The 15222-nt window shown below is 61.1% G+C and carries 20 protein-coding genes; 12 read left to right on the top strand and 8 right to left on the bottom strand.

The window, feature by feature from the left end; translation table 11 throughout:
• Positions 1-149 precede the first annotated feature (149 nt).
• The gene (locus Q0936_RS15325; RefSeq protein WP_299296924.1) at positions 150-344 is read left to right on the top strand and encodes a hypothetical protein; all 195 of its coding nucleotides are present in this window, start codon (positions 150-152) and stop codon (positions 342-344) included.
• Positions 345-401: 57 nt separating this feature from the next.
• On the top strand, positions 402-1502 hold the full coding sequence (aroC, locus tag Q0936_RS15320; RefSeq protein WP_299296922.1) for a chorismate synthase: 1101 nt from the start codon (positions 402-404) through the stop codon (positions 1500-1502).
• On the opposite strand, the gene Q0936_RS15315 is transcribed toward aroC, so the two are convergent.
• Entirely contained in the window at positions 1499-2080 is a 582-nt protein-coding gene (locus Q0936_RS15315) for a TetR/AcrR family transcriptional regulator (RefSeq protein WP_299296920.1), read from the bottom strand. The two genes, aroC and Q0936_RS15315, sit on opposite strands and share 4 nt — an antisense overlap.
• Positions 2081-2224: 144 nt before the next feature.
• On the opposite strand from Q0936_RS15315, the gene Q0936_RS15310 reads away from it, so the two are divergent.
• Positions 2225-2623: a DM13 domain-containing protein gene (locus Q0936_RS15310; protein ID WP_299143837.1), complete on the top strand. Its 399-nt coding sequence runs from the start codon at positions 2225-2227 to the stop codon at positions 2621-2623.
• A gap of 42 nt (positions 2624-2665) precedes the next feature.
• Entirely contained in the window at positions 2666-3607 is a 942-nt protein-coding gene (locus Q0936_RS15305) for a DMT family transporter (protein ID WP_299296918.1), read from the top strand.
• Here Q0936_RS15305 and Q0936_RS15300 read toward each other — a convergent pair.
• Entirely contained in the window at positions 3604-3945 is a 342-nt protein-coding gene (locus tag Q0936_RS15300) for a nuclear transport factor 2 family protein (protein WP_299378227.1), read from the bottom strand. The two genes, Q0936_RS15305 and Q0936_RS15300, sit on opposite strands and share 4 nt — an antisense overlap.
• Before the next feature lie 3 nt (positions 3946-3948).
• The gene (locus Q0936_RS15295) at positions 3949-4815 is read right to left on the bottom strand and encodes a branched-chain amino acid aminotransferase (RefSeq protein ID WP_299298873.1); all 867 of its coding nucleotides are present in this window, start codon (positions 4813-4815) and stop codon (positions 3949-3951) included.
• A gap of 153 nt (positions 4816-4968) precedes the next feature.
• Here Q0936_RS15295 and Q0936_RS15290 point away from each other — a divergent pair, with 153 nt between their 5' ends.
• From Q0936_RS15290 to Q0936_RS15260, 7 genes are all read left to right on the top strand, one after another.
• Positions 4969-5481 carry a MarR family transcriptional regulator gene (locus tag Q0936_RS15290; RefSeq protein WP_299298870.1) on the top strand — a complete coding sequence of 171 codons (513 nt, stop codon included), beginning with the start codon at positions 4969-4971 and terminating at the stop codon, positions 5479-5481.
• Positions 5478-6179 carry a response regulator gene (locus Q0936_RS15285; protein WP_299143822.1) on the top strand — a complete coding sequence of 234 codons (702 nt, stop codon included), beginning with the start codon at positions 5478-5480 and terminating at the stop codon, positions 6177-6179. Before Q0936_RS15290 ends, Q0936_RS15285 begins: the two co-directional genes overlap by 4 nt.
• A 37-nt stretch (positions 6180-6216) precedes the next feature.
• Positions 6217-7155 carry a histone deacetylase family protein gene (locus tag Q0936_RS15280; RefSeq protein WP_299298867.1) on the top strand — a complete coding sequence of 313 codons (939 nt, stop codon included), beginning with the start codon at positions 6217-6219 and terminating at the stop codon, positions 7153-7155.
• Positions 7152-7394, top strand: a complete 243-nt coding sequence (locus tag Q0936_RS15275; protein WP_299143816.1) for an exodeoxyribonuclease VII small subunit — start codon at positions 7152-7154, stop codon at positions 7392-7394. Before Q0936_RS15280 ends, Q0936_RS15275 begins: the two co-directional genes overlap by 4 nt.
• 3 nt (positions 7395-7397) lie before the next feature.
• Positions 7398-8264, top strand: a complete 867-nt coding sequence (locus tag Q0936_RS15270; RefSeq protein ID WP_299298864.1) for a polyprenyl synthetase family protein — start codon at positions 7398-7400, stop codon at positions 8262-8264.
• 7 nt (positions 8265-8271) lie between these two features.
• Complete coding sequence (gene dxs / locus Q0936_RS15265) at positions 8272-10200, top strand: 1-deoxy-D-xylulose-5-phosphate synthase (RefSeq protein WP_299298861.1); 1929 nt, start codon at positions 8272-8274, stop codon at positions 10198-10200.
• Between the two features lie 61 nt (positions 10201-10261).
• Positions 10262-10921 (top strand): hypothetical protein, encoded by a 660-nt coding sequence (locus tag Q0936_RS15260; RefSeq protein WP_299298858.1) that lies wholly within the window; start codon positions 10262-10264, stop codon positions 10919-10921.
• Between the two features lie 7 nt (positions 10922-10928).
• On the opposite strand, the gene Q0936_RS15255 is transcribed toward Q0936_RS15260, so the two are convergent.
• On the bottom strand, positions 10929-11783 hold the full coding sequence (locus Q0936_RS15255) for an SDR family oxidoreductase (RefSeq protein ID WP_299298855.1): 855 nt from the start codon (positions 11781-11783) through the stop codon (positions 10929-10931).
• 80 nt (positions 11784-11863) lie between these two features.
• On the opposite strand from Q0936_RS15255, the gene Q0936_RS15250 reads away from it, so the two are divergent.
• Positions 11864-12487, top strand: a complete 624-nt coding sequence (locus tag Q0936_RS15250; RefSeq protein WP_299298852.1) for a class I SAM-dependent methyltransferase — start codon at positions 11864-11866, stop codon at positions 12485-12487.
• A 7-nt stretch (positions 12488-12494) separates the two neighbouring features.
• Here the strand turns inward: Q0936_RS15250 and Q0936_RS15245 are convergent, their stop codons facing one another.
• From Q0936_RS15245 to Q0936_RS15230, 4 genes are all read right to left on the bottom strand, one after another.
• Positions 12495-13484 carry a sterol desaturase family protein gene (locus Q0936_RS15245; protein WP_299298849.1) on the bottom strand — a complete coding sequence of 330 codons (990 nt, stop codon included), beginning with the start codon at positions 13482-13484 and terminating at the stop codon, positions 12495-12497.
• Complete coding sequence (locus Q0936_RS15240) at positions 13474-14229, bottom strand: class II aldolase and adducin N-terminal domain-containing protein (protein WP_299298847.1); 756 nt, start codon at positions 14227-14229, stop codon at positions 13474-13476. The genes Q0936_RS15245 and Q0936_RS15240 overlap by 11 nt, the downstream gene beginning before the upstream one ends.
• Before the next feature lie 82 nt (positions 14230-14311).
• Positions 14312-14707: a hypothetical protein gene (locus Q0936_RS15235; protein ID WP_299298844.1), complete on the bottom strand. Its 396-nt coding sequence runs from the start codon at positions 14705-14707 to the stop codon at positions 14312-14314.
• Between the two features lie 15 nt (positions 14708-14722).
• On the bottom strand, positions 14723-15145 hold the full coding sequence (locus Q0936_RS15230; protein WP_299298841.1) for a glyoxalase: 423 nt from the start codon (positions 15143-15145) through the stop codon (positions 14723-14725).
• Positions 15146-15222 lie beyond the last annotated feature (77 nt).

Below are 15222 nucleotides of genomic sequence, written 5' to 3'. Positions count from 1 at the left end.
TATAGGCGGTTGCGCACCTACCATCAAGCCGCCGTTCTGACGCAGCGTGACCAAAGCAGCGAAATTCATAATTTCATTGCATTTTTCGCCATTTATGTTAAAAGGAGTTACATTCAGAAATTCAGGAGAAAGGAGGCGCCCATGGGGGATTGCGTCTGAGTATATTGTGTGCGGAGCTGGCGGTTATCTGGCTCATCTATTTCCTGTTTGGCGTTGCGACGCATTATGACATGCCCATCTGGCTGACGACATTTCTGGTCATCGCCGTGGACCGCGCCACAGGGTTCATCACCACCATCGCGACCCGAAAACGAACTCGGATATCGGCCAGACTGTCGGAATGACTTGGCAATCCGGGGTGCGCCAAGTATGCCCGCTTGGTCGGTTTTTCGGAGCATTCCATGTCGTTCAACACATTCGGACATCTCTTTCGCGTCACCACATGGGGCGAAAGCCACGGACCTGCCTTGGGTGCCACCGTTGATGGTTGCCCTCCGGGGGTGTCTTTGGATGCCGAGATGATCCAGCATTGGCTGGACAAGCGTAAGCCGGGCCAGAACAAATACACCACCCAGCGGCGCGAACCCGATGCGGTGAAAATCCTGTCCGGCGTGTTCGAAGGCAAAACGACAGGCACGCCCATCCAACTGATGATCGAAAACACGGATCAACGGTCCAAGGACTATGGCGACATCGTCGAGAAATTCCGCCCCGGTCACGCCGACATTTCCTATTGGCAGAAATACGGCATCCGCGACTACCGTGGCGGTGGCCGCTCATCAGCGCGGGAAACTGCATCGCGTGTGGCGGCCAGCGGTGTGGCGCGCGCCGCACTCCAACACCTCGCCCCCAATGTCGAGATCAAGGGCTACATGACCCGCATGGGCGCGCACGAGATGGACCGGGCAAACTTTGACTGGGACCAGATCGACCAGAACCCGTTCTGGGTGCCGGATGCCGCTGCAGCCGCCACCTGGGCCGACTATCTGGACGGTTTGCGCAAGTCCGGGTCAAGCGTCGGTGCCGTTATCGAAGTGGTGGCACGGGGTGTGCCTGCGGGCCTCGGCGCGCCGATCTATGGCAAGCTGGACACCGACCTGGCCGCAGCCATGATGAGCATCAACGCGGTCAAGGGCGTCGAGATTGGCGAAGGCATGTCAGCCGCCATGCTGACCGGAGAGCTCAACGCCGACGAGATCAGCATGGGGCCGGACGGGCCTGAGTATTCCTCGAACCACGCGGGCGGTATTCTTGGCGGCATATCCACGGGTCAGGACATCGTTGTCCGTTTCGCGGTCAAACCGACCTCTTCCATCCTGCAAACCCGCAAGACGATCACCAAGTCGGGCGAAGCCGCTGAAATCATCACCAAAGGTCGCCACGACCCCTGCGTCGGCATCCGCGCCGTCCCGGTAGGTGAGGCGATGATGGCCTGTGTGATCCTCGATCACCTGTTGCTTGACCGGGGTCAGACGGGTGGCGTGCGCGGCCCGATCGGCTAGGCCAGCATCACGCCAACCGACCGCACCGCGTTGCGCAGCGTATTCGTATCAATCCGCGCCCGCGCCATTGTGCGCAGACCCATATATTGGGCGATCAGCATATCCGCCAAAGCGCCCTGCGCCTCGTCCGACATGTCTTCATGCTTTGGCGATGCTTGCAGCGCAACGCAGATCCCATCCCGCAGCGCACCCAGCCCTTTGGATACGGCATGTGCAATCTCGTCGTCATATGTGCTGGGTCCCGCCGCTGCGGTACACAACAGACAGCCACGTTGATCACCTTCGGTGACCGCACGGTACGCGCCGGTGAACACGGTCATGATGCGGTCCGCCCCATTTGGAATGTCCGCGCTTTCCAGCACTGCGACACCTGAATCCACGGCTTGACCTTCGTAGTGCTCGAGGACCTTCAGGAACAACGTCTTCTTGTCCGTGAACGCCTTGTAGAGACTGCCACGCGTCAGCCCCATACCTTCCAACAGGTCAGGCAGCGACGCGCCTTCGTACCCGTGGGTCCAGAAAACCTGCATCGCCTTTTCGACGGCGTCGTCAGTGTTGAAAGTTCTTGGGCGCGCCATGTGGATCTCCTCCGCGATTGCCCCCTCATATAGTATTGGGAACTGATTAGTCCAGAATTCACGAACCTGTGTATTGTACTGATCGGTTCCTTATTTTAGATAGGCCTCATTCGGAACCATTCAGTCCACTAAGGGAAGAGACTCATGCTCAAGCTGATCCAAACCATCGCTACATTTACACTGGCCGCCTTTATCGGCTTTGCCGCCATCCCCGCAGCCGCTGAAAACAGCGTTGCATCCGGCACCTTCACAGGCGCGTCTGACCACATCACCACTGGCGGCGTCGAAGTGATCAAAAATGATGACGGCAGCCACACCATCGTCCTCGCCGACGATTTCAGCCTCGACGGCGCACCTGATCCGCGCGTTGGCCTGGGCAAAGACGGCTTTTACGACGGCAACACCGATTCCGGCGTGCTGGGCAATCTGACAGGCGGACAATCCTTTGTTGTCCCTGCGGGCGTCGACGTCTCTGCCTTCAACGAAGTCTACATCTGGTGCGAAAAGTTCAGTGTGCCGCTTGGGGTCGCAAAACTGAACTGACGGCTTGCCAAACCACTCACGACACGACAAGGGTCGGGGGACATGAAAGCGCCCTCGACCCAAAATAGACCCGGCACCGCCATCGGCCTCAAGCTGTTGGCGGTGTTTTTGTTCATGGTGATGGCCGCGATGATCAAAGCGGCAACTCAGAACGTGCCCGCCGGTCAGGCGGTGTTCTTCCGGTCGTTCTTTGCCATGCCGATCATCCTTGCCTGGATCTGGCAACGGGGCGAGATGCGCGAGGCCCTCGTGCCGGTGAACCTGACGGGCCACATCTGGCGCGGGCTGTTCGGGACGTCGGCCATGGCGCTCACCTTTGGCGGGCTCGCCCTGCTGCCTCTGCCCGAGGTGACGGCCATCGGCTACGCCACGCCGATCTTCACCGTGATCCTTGCCGCCGTCATGCTGGGCGAACGCGTGCGCATCTTTCGGATCACCGCTGTGGGCCTTGGCCTTGTCGGCGTGATGATCGTGCTCTGGCCGCGCCTCTCCATCGGTACGGATGCCCTCAGCACGGCCGCAGGGCTCGGTGCGGTCATGGTGCTGGGCGCGTCACTCTTGCGCGCAGTGGTCCAGATCCACATCCGCACCCTGGTCAAAACCGAACACACCGCTGCCATCGTCTTCTATTTCTCGCTGACTGCCACCGTCCTCAGCCTGATCAGCATCCCCTTCGGTTGGGTCGCGCCGTCCACTGTGGATGCGGGCCTGCTGATCGGTGCCGGGCTGGTGGGCGGCGTGGCACAAATCCTCGTCACGGCCAGCTACCGCTTTGGTGCGGCATCGATGCTGGCCCCGTTCGACTACGCTTCGCTGATCTTTGCGGCGCTGATCGGCTACGTGATCTTTGCCGAACTGCCGACGACACCCACGGTGATCGGTGCGTCACTTGTGGTGCTGGGCGGCGTCCTCATCATCTGGCGCGAACGCCAGCTAGGCGGTGGCCGCAACCGCGCACGGGCCGTGACCGATCCAAAAGGTTAAGGCTTGTGACAGGCCGACGCCTCGATCACCAGACCGTCGGGGCCAAAGCGCAAGGTCTCAGCCGCCAGCACATCGCGCTGGTTGCGATAGGTGATCACCAGCATCCCATGCCCGTGCAACACGTCTACCACGACAAAGGACAGATCCGGCTGCCCCTCCAGCGCGCGCGTCCAATACGCGCGCAGCGCCGCCTTGCCGCGCAACTCTCCCGTCCCCACAAGTCGCATCGCCTTATGTGAGCGGAACACGATGTCGTCGCTGTAATGCGCCAGAATGCGGTCAAGGTCGTGGGAGTTCCAGGCGGCCTCCCACGCCTCTGCAAAGGCCTCGAAATCCAAAACCTATTCCCGGACGAGCTTTTCGTACCCTTCCGCGATGTCGCGCGCGATGGCCCCGACCTCAAAGTTGAAGTCGGCGATCTGCCCCACCGGCGTCACTTCAGCGGCCGTGCCGGTCAGCCAGCACTGCTCGAACCCTTCAAGCTCTTCGGGCATGATCACCCGCTCGTGCACCTTGATCTGGCGATCTTCGAGCATGCCGATGACCGCCTGGCGCGTCAGACCGTTCAGGAACACATCAGCCTTGGGCGTGTGCACCTCGCCATTCTTGACGAAAAAGATGTTGGCACCCGTACATTCGGCCACGTACCCGCGGTAATCCATGAACAGCGCATCGGAACATCCCTTGGCCTCGGCCGCATGCTTTGACGTGGTGCAGATCATGTAGAGGCCCGCGGCCTTGGCGTGCACCGGGATCGTCTCGGGGCTGGGGCGCTTCCACTTGGCGATGTCGATCTTGGCGCCCTTGAACTTGGCGTCGCCGTAATAGCTGCCCCATTCCCATGCCGCGATGGCCAGATGGACGGGGTTGCGCGCGGATGCGACACCCATGTCCTCGCCCGCACCGCGCCAGGCCACCGCACGCACATACGCATCCGTCAGGCCATTGGCGGTCAGCACCTGCTGCTTGGCGGCCTCGATCTCGTCCACCGTGTACGGGATCTGGAAATCCAGCTCTCCGGCGGAAAAGTGCAGCCGTTCCGAATGTTTGCGGCTCAGGAAGATCTTGCCGTTATAGGCCCGCTCGCCCTCGAACACCGACGAGGCATAGTGCATGGCATGGCTCAGGACGTGGACATTGGCACTGCGCCAATCGACCATCTGGCCGTCCATCCAGATTTTCCCATCACGATCATCATAGCCAGCCATGGCACCCTCCGTTTTTACATAAGTTGCGCGACTAAGTCCGAAACGGTCATAAAGTTGCGCAAAACCTGCGATTCGATAGCCCTTCGCTATTGGAATGTCAACAAGGCTGACATAAACTGTCCGCCAAACAAGACACCAGGGACGGTGAACGGCATGGCCGACGGACGCACAAGTGGTTCGATCAGCGGGGAAAACCTGCTGTTTCTGACGGATGAGCAATTGCGCCAGGGCATCGAGGCGATGTTCTTTGCATATCGTGGATTTACGGCAGACCCGGACCGTATCCTGACCGACATGGCCTACGGTCGGGCGCATCACCGGGCCATCCACTTTATCAATCGCGCGCCGGGTACTACCGTCAACAACCTCTTGAACATCCTCGGCGTGACCAAGCAGTCCCTCAACCGGGTCCTGCGCACGTTGATTGCCGACGGCCTTGTGGAAAGCCGCGTGGGCCAGACTGACAAGCGTGAACGCCACCTGTTTCTGACCGAAGATGGCCGGACGCTCGAAGGCCGTCTGTCCGATGCGCAACGGGCCCGTATGCGCGCCGCATTCCGCGATGCGGGGCCGGATGCTGTGGCGGGGTTCCGCACGGTTCTTGAGGCCATGATGGACACAGAGATGCAGCGCACCTACACAAGGCTCAAGGAAAGTGGGGCTTGATGGATTTTGACGCACATCTGTTGATCGTCGACGACGACGAACGCATCCGTACACTGTTGCAGAAATTCCTGATGCGGAACGGTTTTCTCGTGACCGCCGCGCGGGACGCCGAACATGCCCGCCGGGTTCTGGCCGGTCTGGATTTCGACATGATTGTCCTTGATGTGATGATGCCGGGCGAGGACGGTCTGAGCCTCTGCCGCAGTTTGCGCGAGACCCATATCACACCCATCCTGTTGCTGACCGCCAAGGGTGAGACGGACAACCGGATCGAAGGGCTTGAGGCCGGGGCGGACGATTATCTGGCGAAACCGTTCGAGCCCAAAGAGCTCTTGCTGCGGATCAATGCCATTCTACGCCGCGTGCCGGATGTCCCCGCCGAAGAGGCGACGCCCAAAATCCTGACCTTGGGTCCGATCCGGTATGACATGGAACGGGGCGAGATGTGGCAGGGGGCAGACCTTGTGCGCCTGACCGCGACCGAGATGCAGTTGATGAAGATTTTCTCGGCCCAACCCGGAGAGGCCATCAGCCGCGCCAAGCTGGTTGAGGATCTGGGCCGCGACCGAGGACAGGCGCAGGAACGCGCAGTGGACGTGCAGATCACCCGGCTGCGGCGCAAGATCGAAAGCGACCCCAAGCAGCCACGATATCTGCAAACCGTGCGCGGTGCAGGCTACATGCTGGCGCCGGACTGAGGCCTTTGGATTTGCATATTTTTGGAACAATGAAGCCATGAGCACTGCGCTGCTGACCCATGCTGATGGTCTGTTGCATGTGACGCCGACAGGCATGCCCGAGCAGGTGGCGCGTCTGGCCTATATTCAAAAGGCGTTGGCAGATCTGGATGTGCTGCGTGTGGATCCACCCTTGGCAGAGGATGCGTCGATCGCCCTGTGTCATCCGCAGGACTACATTGACTCTGTGCGTGCCAAGATGCCTGCCGACGGGTTTGCGGGTCTTGATCGGGACACGGATGCCGAGACGTTTTTGTGCCCCACTTCGGGCAATGCCATCTGGCGTGCAGCGGGCGGCGCGGTGCATGCGGTCGACATGGTTCTGGACGGGGTTGTGCAGAACGCCTTTGTTGCCATGCGCCCACCCGGACACCATGCGGAGCAGTCCTTGCCAATGGGGTTCTGCATCTTTGGCAACGTGGCGATTGCCGCCAAACATGCGTTGGAGGCGCGCGGGCTGTCCCGTGTTGCCGTCGTGGATTTCGATGTTCACCACGGCAATGGTACGCAGGCCCTGTTGCAGGACGATCCGCGTGCTCTGGTCATCACCTCGCAACAAATGCCGCTCTGGCCCGGCACGGGCGTCGCAAGTGATCGCGGCCCGCATGGAACGGTGCTGAACATCCCCCTCGCGCCGGGGACGGACGGGGCGCATGCCATCGCAGAGTATCAGCGCCTTGTCATACCGGCGCTGGCGAAACATGCGCCCGATCTCATCCTTGTTTCGGCAGGCTTTGATGCGCATCAGGATGATCCACTGGCGCAACTGAACTGGACTGCGGACACCTACACGCGTCTAACAGATATGATCGCACAATCTGCACGAGACCTGTGCAAGGGCCGGGTGGTGTCGGTGCTGGAAGGTGGCTATGATCTGGATGCACTCGCGCTTTGCGCCCGCGCCCATGTCCAATCGCTGATAAAGGCTACCCTATGACCGACCGCCCCGTAGACGAGATGAGCTTTGAAGAAGCGATGGCCGAACTGGAACAGGTCTTGGGCCAGTTGGAGCGGGGCGATGTGGCGCTGGACGATTCGATCAAGCTCTATGAGCGCGGTGCCGCGCTCAAGTCCCGGTGCGAGACCAAGTTGAAGGAAGCCGAGGAAAAGGTGGCGGCCATCACGCTGGATGCGGATGGAAACCCCACAGGGTTGAAAGCCACGGGCGATCTCTGAGCCATGTTTCAAAAGCGGTTGAAGGACGCGGCCACCGCCATTCAGGCGCAATTCGATGGCGTTCTGGGCGCGTTGGATGATCTGCCGGTTGTGCACGCCATGGCGCATGCGACCAACGGCGGCAAACGGTTGCGTGGGTTCATGGTGTTGGAAAGCGCGCATTTGCACGGGGTTGACCCATCTGCCGCGATCTGGCCCGCCACGGGTATCGAGGCGCTGCACGCCTATTCGCTTGTGCATGATGACCTGCCCTGCATGGACGACGACGATCTGCGGCGCGGCGCCCCAACCGTGCATGTCAAATGGGACGAGGCCACAGCCGTGTTGGCCGGTGACGCCCTGCAAACGCTGGCTTTTGAACTGGCCACACATCACAATGCAGGTTCGGGGGACGTGCGCGCCGATCTGGCCGCATCTCTGGCCAAGGCATCAGGTGCGCAGGGCATGGTTTTGGGCCAGGCGCTCGACATTGCTGCGGAAACAGCCGACGCGCCGCTGACACTGGACGAAATCACCGCTTTGCAGCGCGGCAAGACCGGCGCGTTGATCGAATGGTCCGCCACGGCGGGTGCGCGCATGGCGCAGGCGGACATTGGCCCGCTTCAGGCCTATGCCCGCGCGCTCGGGCTGGCCTTTCAGATTGCCGATGACGTTCTGGATGTCACCAGTGACGCGGCCACGATGGGCAAGGCCACCGGCAAGGATGCCGAGGCGGGCAAGGCGACCTTTGTGTCCCTCCTGGGGTTGGACGAGGCGAAACGCCGCGCTGACGCCCTCGTGACCGAAGCCTGCGACGCATTAAGTATATACCAAGCTGAGGCCGACACATTGCGGGATGCCGCCCGCTTTGTTGTGACCCGCAAGACGTGAGTGCACCATGACGGAACGCCCGAACACCCCATTGCTCGATACGGTCACCCGCCCGGCGGACCTGAAACACTTTTCCGACGCCCAACTGCGCCAGATCGCGGATGAAGTTCGGGCCGAAACGGTGTCGGCTGTGTCCGTAACAGGCGGCCATCTCGGGGCCGGTCTGGGGGTGGTCGAACTGACCGTCGCCCTGCACGCAGTCTTTGACACCCCACGTGACAAGCTGGTGTGGGACGTGGGCCATCAGTGTTACCCGCACAAAATCCTGACCGAACGACGCGACCGTATCCGCACCCTGCGGATGAAGGACGGGCTGAGCGGATTTACCAAACGATCCGAGTCCCCTTATGACCCCTTTGGCGCGGCGCACTCGTCGACGTCGATCAGTGCAGCACTTGGCTTTGCCGTTGCGCGTGACCTGGGCGGTCAGCCACCCGAGGGCGCAGGCGATGCCATCGCGGTGATCGGTGACGGCTCCATGAGCGCGGGCATGGCCTATGAGGCGATGAACAACGCGGGCCATCTGGGCAAACGGCTCTTTGTCATCCTGAACGACAACGAAATGTCCATCGCCCCGCCTGTGGGTGCGATGTCGTCCTATCTGTCGCGGCTTTACGCCCAAAACCCGTTTCAGGACCTCAAGGCGGCGGCCAAGGGCGCGGTCAGCCTCTTGCCCGAACCGTTCCGCGAAGGGGCGAAACGGGCCAAGGAAATGCTCAAGGGCATGGCCGTTGGCGGCACGTTGTTCGAAGAGCTTGGCTTTAGCTATCTTGGCCCCATCGACGGCCATGACATGGATCAACTGTTGCCCGTCCTGCGCACGGTCAAGGCGCGGGCAACCGGGCCGATCCTGATCCACGTGCTGACCAAAAAGGGCAAGGGATACGCGCCCGCCGAGACGGCCCGCGACAAGGGCCACGGCGTGTCCAAGTTCAACGTGATCACCGGCGAACAAAAGAAAGCGCCCAGCAACGCGCCCAGCTATACCTCCGTCTTTGCGCGGCACCTGATCAAAGAGGCCGAGGCAGATGACAAGGTATGCGCCGTCACCGCCGCGATGCCGGACGGCACGGGCCTGAACCTCTTTGCCGAACGCTATCCCAGCCGCTGTTTTGATGTGGGCATCGCTGAACAGCACGGTGTGACCTTTTCCGCCGCCCTTGCGGCTGGTGGGATGAAACCGTTTTGCGCGATCTATTCGACCTTTCTGCAACGCGGCTACGACCAGGTGGTGCACGATGTGGCGATCCAACGCCTTCCGGTGCGTTTTGCCATAGACCGCGCCGGGCTGGTGGGTGCCGACGGGGCAACGCATGCTGGTGCCTTCGACGTGGCCTACCTCGCCAACTTGCCGGGCTTTACAGTCATGGCCGCCGCGGACGAGGCCGAGCTGGCCCATATGGTTGCCACCGCCGCTGCGCATGACGAAGGGCCAATTGCATTCCGTTTCCCACGTGGCGAGGGCACCGGGGCCGACATGCCGGAACGCGGCACACCCATCGAGATTGGCAAGGGGCGGCGCATCCGCGAAGGGTCGGGGGTCGCTCTGCTGTCCTTCGGAACCCGCCTGGCCGAAGTCGAGAAAGCAGCAGAGAACCTCGCCGCCAAAGGCATCACGCCAACCATTGCGGATGCACGTTTTGCGAAACCGCTGGACCGGGATCTGATCCTGGACCTCGCATCCAAACACGAGGCCCTCATCACAATCGAAGAGGGCGCCGTCGGCGGCTTTGGCAGTCATGTTGCACAGCTTTTGGCCGACGCAGGCGTGTTCGACACAGGTCTCAAATTCCGATCCATGGTCCTGCCCGACATCTTCATCGATCAGGCGAGCCCGGCAGACATGTATGCCGTCGCAGGCATGAATGCCGAGCAGATCGAGGCCAAAGTGCTTGCCGTACTTGGCGTGACGTCAATCGGAGAAGCCCGCGCCTGAGGCTTGCCGCGCGCAGGCTATCTCAGCCACAGTGCGGCATCCGCAACGCCCAAGGTGCCCCATGTCCATTCACAGCCGCCCCGTCCACATCTACCGCTGGATCGTGTTTCTCTTGGCGGCGGGCTATTGCCTGCATCAAATGGTGCTGGGGTCGTGGTCGGGTCCGGGCGGCCCCTTCCGCTATTTGACGATCTGGGCGCTGTTTCTGTCGTTCTATGCCGCCAGCCGAATGCTGGCACTGACCGAACACCGGATCACACGGCGACACGAGGTGACCGCGATGTGCGCCGCCGTTCTCAATGTGATGGTCGTGTTCCTGTATTGGCGGCTCTACTTCACCGACCCATCACTGGTGAATGGCAGCGGACCGATCATCTGGTGGCTGGAATACTACCTGCACGCCCTTGGCCCCGCGCTTCAGATCATCGACGCGCTGTTTTTCGGGCGCGTGTTTCGGCGCGTTTGGCGCGGTGTTGTGCCGCTCATGCTGATCATCGGCGCCTATGTCGCATGGAGCGAGCTGTTCGTGCAGCGGTTCAACGAAAAGCCCACAGGCACAGTGACCAGCGGTCTGCCCTATCCGTTCCTCAACAGCATGGAACTGCCGGAACGCGCGGTGTTCTACGCGGTGAATGCTGGCACGGCACTTGGTCTGTTGATTGTCTTCGGCGTTGTGGGCGCGGTGCTCTACCGCGTCCTGCGCGATCGGCCTGCGGCGTGATCCGACACTACTCCGCCTCGCGCAGCAGGGCCGCCAACCCTTCCTTGTAGGTGGGGTAAAGCAGGTCCACACCCAAATCGGTCTTGATCCGGTCGTTCCGCACGCGCTTGCTCTCGGCATAGAAACTGCGGGCCATTGGCGTCATCTCGGCGGTGTCAAAATCCTCGGCCGGGGGGATGGGCAACCCAAGCAGGTCAGCGGCATGTGCAATCACGTCCTGAGGCGGTGCGGGGTCATCGTCGCACAGATTGTAGGCCGTGCCCGGATTGGGGTGACGAATGGACGCCTGCACGATCTGGGCAATGTCCTCGACATGGATGCGGGAAAACACCTGACCGGGTTTGATAATCCGCCGCGCGGTGCCAGAGCGCACCTTGGCAAATGGGCCGCGACCGGGGCCATAGATGCCCGCCAATCGGAAAATATGCAGGGGCAAACCGGGGATGGCGGACCACGCCGCCTCTGCATCCTTGCGCCACTGCCCGCGCCGTGTCGATGGGGACAGGGGCGTGTCCTCGTCCACCCAACCGCCGCTGTGATCACCGTAAACACCCGTCGTAGACAGGTACCCCGCCCATTCAAAAGACGCCGCGCGCGCTGCGATCTGGGTGCCGACCGCGCGCAGCACGGGATCGCCATCCGCATCCGGCCCCGCAGAAATCAGCAGATGCGTCGCTTCCCGAATGGCCCGATCCACGTCGTCACCGGGAAACACGAGGGGTGTAATGCCCGTTGCAGCCAGCGTTTCCGCCTTTTCGGCCGTCCGGGTTGTACCGATGATCCGCCAACCCTCAGGCAGCAGCAGTTTGGTCAGTGCCTGCGCGGAATAGCCGTGCCCAAAGGAAAGAAGCGTCTTGGTCATATGCCATTCGTACCGACTGTCCCCGCGGGGACAAGCCCCAAGGCTTGCCAATGCCATCATGGGTTGGTCAAAGTCATGTCATGTCAGATGATCCCGACCTGGACAGCGCCTATGCGTTGAAAACCCCGGCAGATTCGGTGCGATTGTACCGGGCCTGGGCCGACAGCTATGACCGCGATTTCGCCAGTGCGAACCACTATGTGCTGCCGGCCGAGGTTGCGCGCCATTTTGCGTTGATCGGTGGGCACGGTCCGGTTCTGGATGTCGGCGCCGGCACGGGCCTGTGCGCCGAGGCACTGTCCAGGCGCGGCATCGGTCCGGTCGACGGCGTGGATATTTCACCCCAGATGCTAGACACCGCGCGGACCAAGGGGGTCTACCGGGACCTTTTTGTCGGCAACATTCTTGAGCCGCTGCAAACGTCTCAGGTGTATCAGGGCGCGGTCAGTTCCGGGACCTTTACCAACGGGCATGTCGGCCCGGATGGGCTGGACCCCGTGCTGGCCGTTATGCGCCAAGGGGGCTGGATCGTGGTGTCGGTCAACGCGCTGCACTACGCTGCCACAGGGTTTGAGGCCAAGATCAAAGCGCTGGGCGACACCATCACGGACCTGAGCCATACGGAGGTGTCGATCTATGGCCCCGACGCCACCGGACCGCACGCCAAGGACACGGCATTCCTGGTCGCGTTCCGCAAGGCCTGACTCTGCCTCAGGTGTACATCTGCGTTTTGCGCGCGCGGGCCTCTTCGGTCGCCTGACCTGTGCCGTTGTGGTAGCTGCCAAACCACCGATCCCACGGCATTTCGACAGTGCCGTAGTTACACTCGAAATAGCGGTGGTGCAGTTGGTGAAAGAACACTCCCATCCGCATCTGGGGCGTCTCGTTCACGACCAGTTCTTCGAACCCCGAATGGCTAAAGACGGGATGCGTGGACTGCACGTAGCCATGGAACATCAGGTGCAGCGGATGGCTGGGCACGATCAGGTGTATGGCAAAGTTCGTATAGAACATCAGGTGTTCAACCGGGTGCATGGCAATGCCGGACCATGGCCCGATGTTCACATTCCGATGGTGCAGGGAATGCGCCAATTTATAGAGCGGCGGCCAATGCAGGGCGCGGTGGATCCAGTAAAAATGAAAGCTGCTCCAGATTGGAATGAGGACAAAACACATCACAAACCAGACCGGGTTGTCTGGAAACATAAAAGTGGGTGCCCAGCCGTTGGCCATGGCCCAGAACACGAGGATCTGGGCCGCGCTCCATAGGGTGATGCCGCTGGCGATGTGCCAGAACATGTTGTCCAGAACCTGGTTGTTGAATGTGAACGTGCCATTGGAACGGTTCTGATCGCGCGGATCGAATTTCGAGGCGTCGCCCTGTTTGCGGGCGGTGATCAGCCAGTGGTGCAACGCCCCCGCAATCAGGCATTGAGGCACAAGGTTGGCCATCCACACACGCATGGCCCAGCCCCATTCCAGGGACTGCATCGCCTCGAGCGGGGGCAGGATCAGGAAATAGGCCAGCAATGCCAGCACCAGACACAGCGTCGTGGTCGAGATTTCAAACCAGAACGCCGCGTACCACCGAAAGATCGCCATGGGACGGGGCGGCCATTGAAACAACGGGTTCTGCGCAATGGGTGTGGGTGGCCGATGGTTCCAGCGCCCGGCCTCGCGGCTGTCGGCATCAGTTGGCATAGTTTGACCCTTCTTCGTCCAGAATGGCCTTGAGCTCTGCCAGATGGCGTTCATCCTGTTCGGGGTAGTCGTCGATCTCTTGTGCGGTCTTTTCGGCGATGTCCTCGGGGATCAACCGCAGCGGTTTGCCCGTCTGCAAGGCCAGCAGATAGGTCTGACAGGCGCGCTCGAAATAGAACATGCGGTTAAAGGTTTCCGCCACGGTCTGACCAATCACCATGATGCCGTGGTTGCCCATCACCATGACCTTTTTCTTTGGGTCATCGAACAAACGCGCACAGCGTTCGCCCTCTTCTTCGAACGCCAGACCGCCATAGTTGTCGTCCACCACAACCCGGTCAAAGAACATGCAGCCGTTCTGGTCGACCGGGGGCAAGGTGCTGTCTGCCAACGCCGCAAGTGCCGTCGCATAGGGCGAATGGACGTGCATCGCGCATCGCGCGTGGGCGCAGTGCCGGTGCATCCCGCCGTGCAGTCCCCATGCGGTCGGGTCAGGCGCATCCGGCCCTTCCATGCTGGCGGGGTCGTTGGCGTCCACTTCGATCAGGTCAGACGCCTTAATCCGGGAAAAGTGCATTTGGTTCGGGTTCATCAGGAACCGCGTGCCGTCGTCATTGATGGCAAAGGAGAAATGGTTCGCGACCGCCTCGTGCATGTTCAGGCGCACGGTCCATCGAAACGCTGCGGCCAGGTCCACGCGGTCCTGCCAGTGGTCCATGTTCGGGCGCAAATCTGTGACAGTCATTGGACGTCTCCTTGTGTTCGGCACGAGGGTGCCAGCGACCGCCGCCTGCGATCAACTCAAAAGCCTGTCCTGTCTGCGACCTTCAGGCCGGTGCCTTTTGCGCGGCCAGCCACTTGGAAATGACGATGATCCGCATGATCGTGATCATAAAGATCAGGCTGTGCAAAGCGAGGCCAAGCACGGGTTGCAGCAGGAAAGGAATGTGAACTTCGGTCAGAAAATAGGCCTGCGCGAGGCCATTCAGTTCCGCGAATTTATAGAGAAACGCATCGGACGTGTACAAAACAGTGATCAGCAGGCTGTCGCGCCACGATCCCATCAGCAGGGTCCAGCGCTGTTTCTCCGCCGTGTCGCCATAGACGTCCCGCGTGCGACCGTAAAAGGCAAACACCACAATGATCAGGCCAAGGGCCGCTGCCAGAGCGACGATGCTGAACCCGTAGACGATGCCGGGCACATAGGGGTTGTTCAAAAGCAACTGTTGGTTCCCCCTCTAGTCCTTGGGCCGCGATGGCACCCACGCGTATCCGTTTTCGCACAGGATGAACGCCTCGCGCAGGCCGTGTGGCTTGTCCGTCGCGGGTTGCAGGATGGTGCCGCCTGCGGCTTCCGCGAGCCCTGCCGCGATGTCCGGGTCCGTGTCGTACAGCCGTATTTCAATGCCTGTCCCACGCGGCGGTGTTTCCGGCAAGAGGCTCAGAAGCGGGTTGGAATGATAGGTCCCGTCGCTGTGCAGTTGAAACACTTCATTGCCATAGGTGATGATCGCGAAATCTGCGGTGGGCTGATGGGCCTGCATGTCGAACACGGTTTCGAGAAAGGCCACCTGCGCGCCCACATCCCGCACCAGCAGGTTCAGACCGATCCCGCGCAGGTTCCGGCCAAAACTGTCGGCGTCTATCGTTTCGTAATCCATCCTTCGACAGTTTCCCGTGCGCGCGATCACGTCAAGTCACCGGCGAAAATAATGAAGCTTTGACGACATCGCGTCAG

Origin of the sequence: uncultured Tateyamaria sp. (assembly GCF_947488715.1) — a bacterium.
In the GTDB taxonomy this organism is placed as follows: domain Bacteria; phylum Pseudomonadota; class Alphaproteobacteria; order Rhodobacterales; family Rhodobacteraceae; genus Tateyamaria.
Note: the sequence above shows the minus strand (reverse complement) of the source record. Positions and strands in the feature narration are given on the sequence as shown.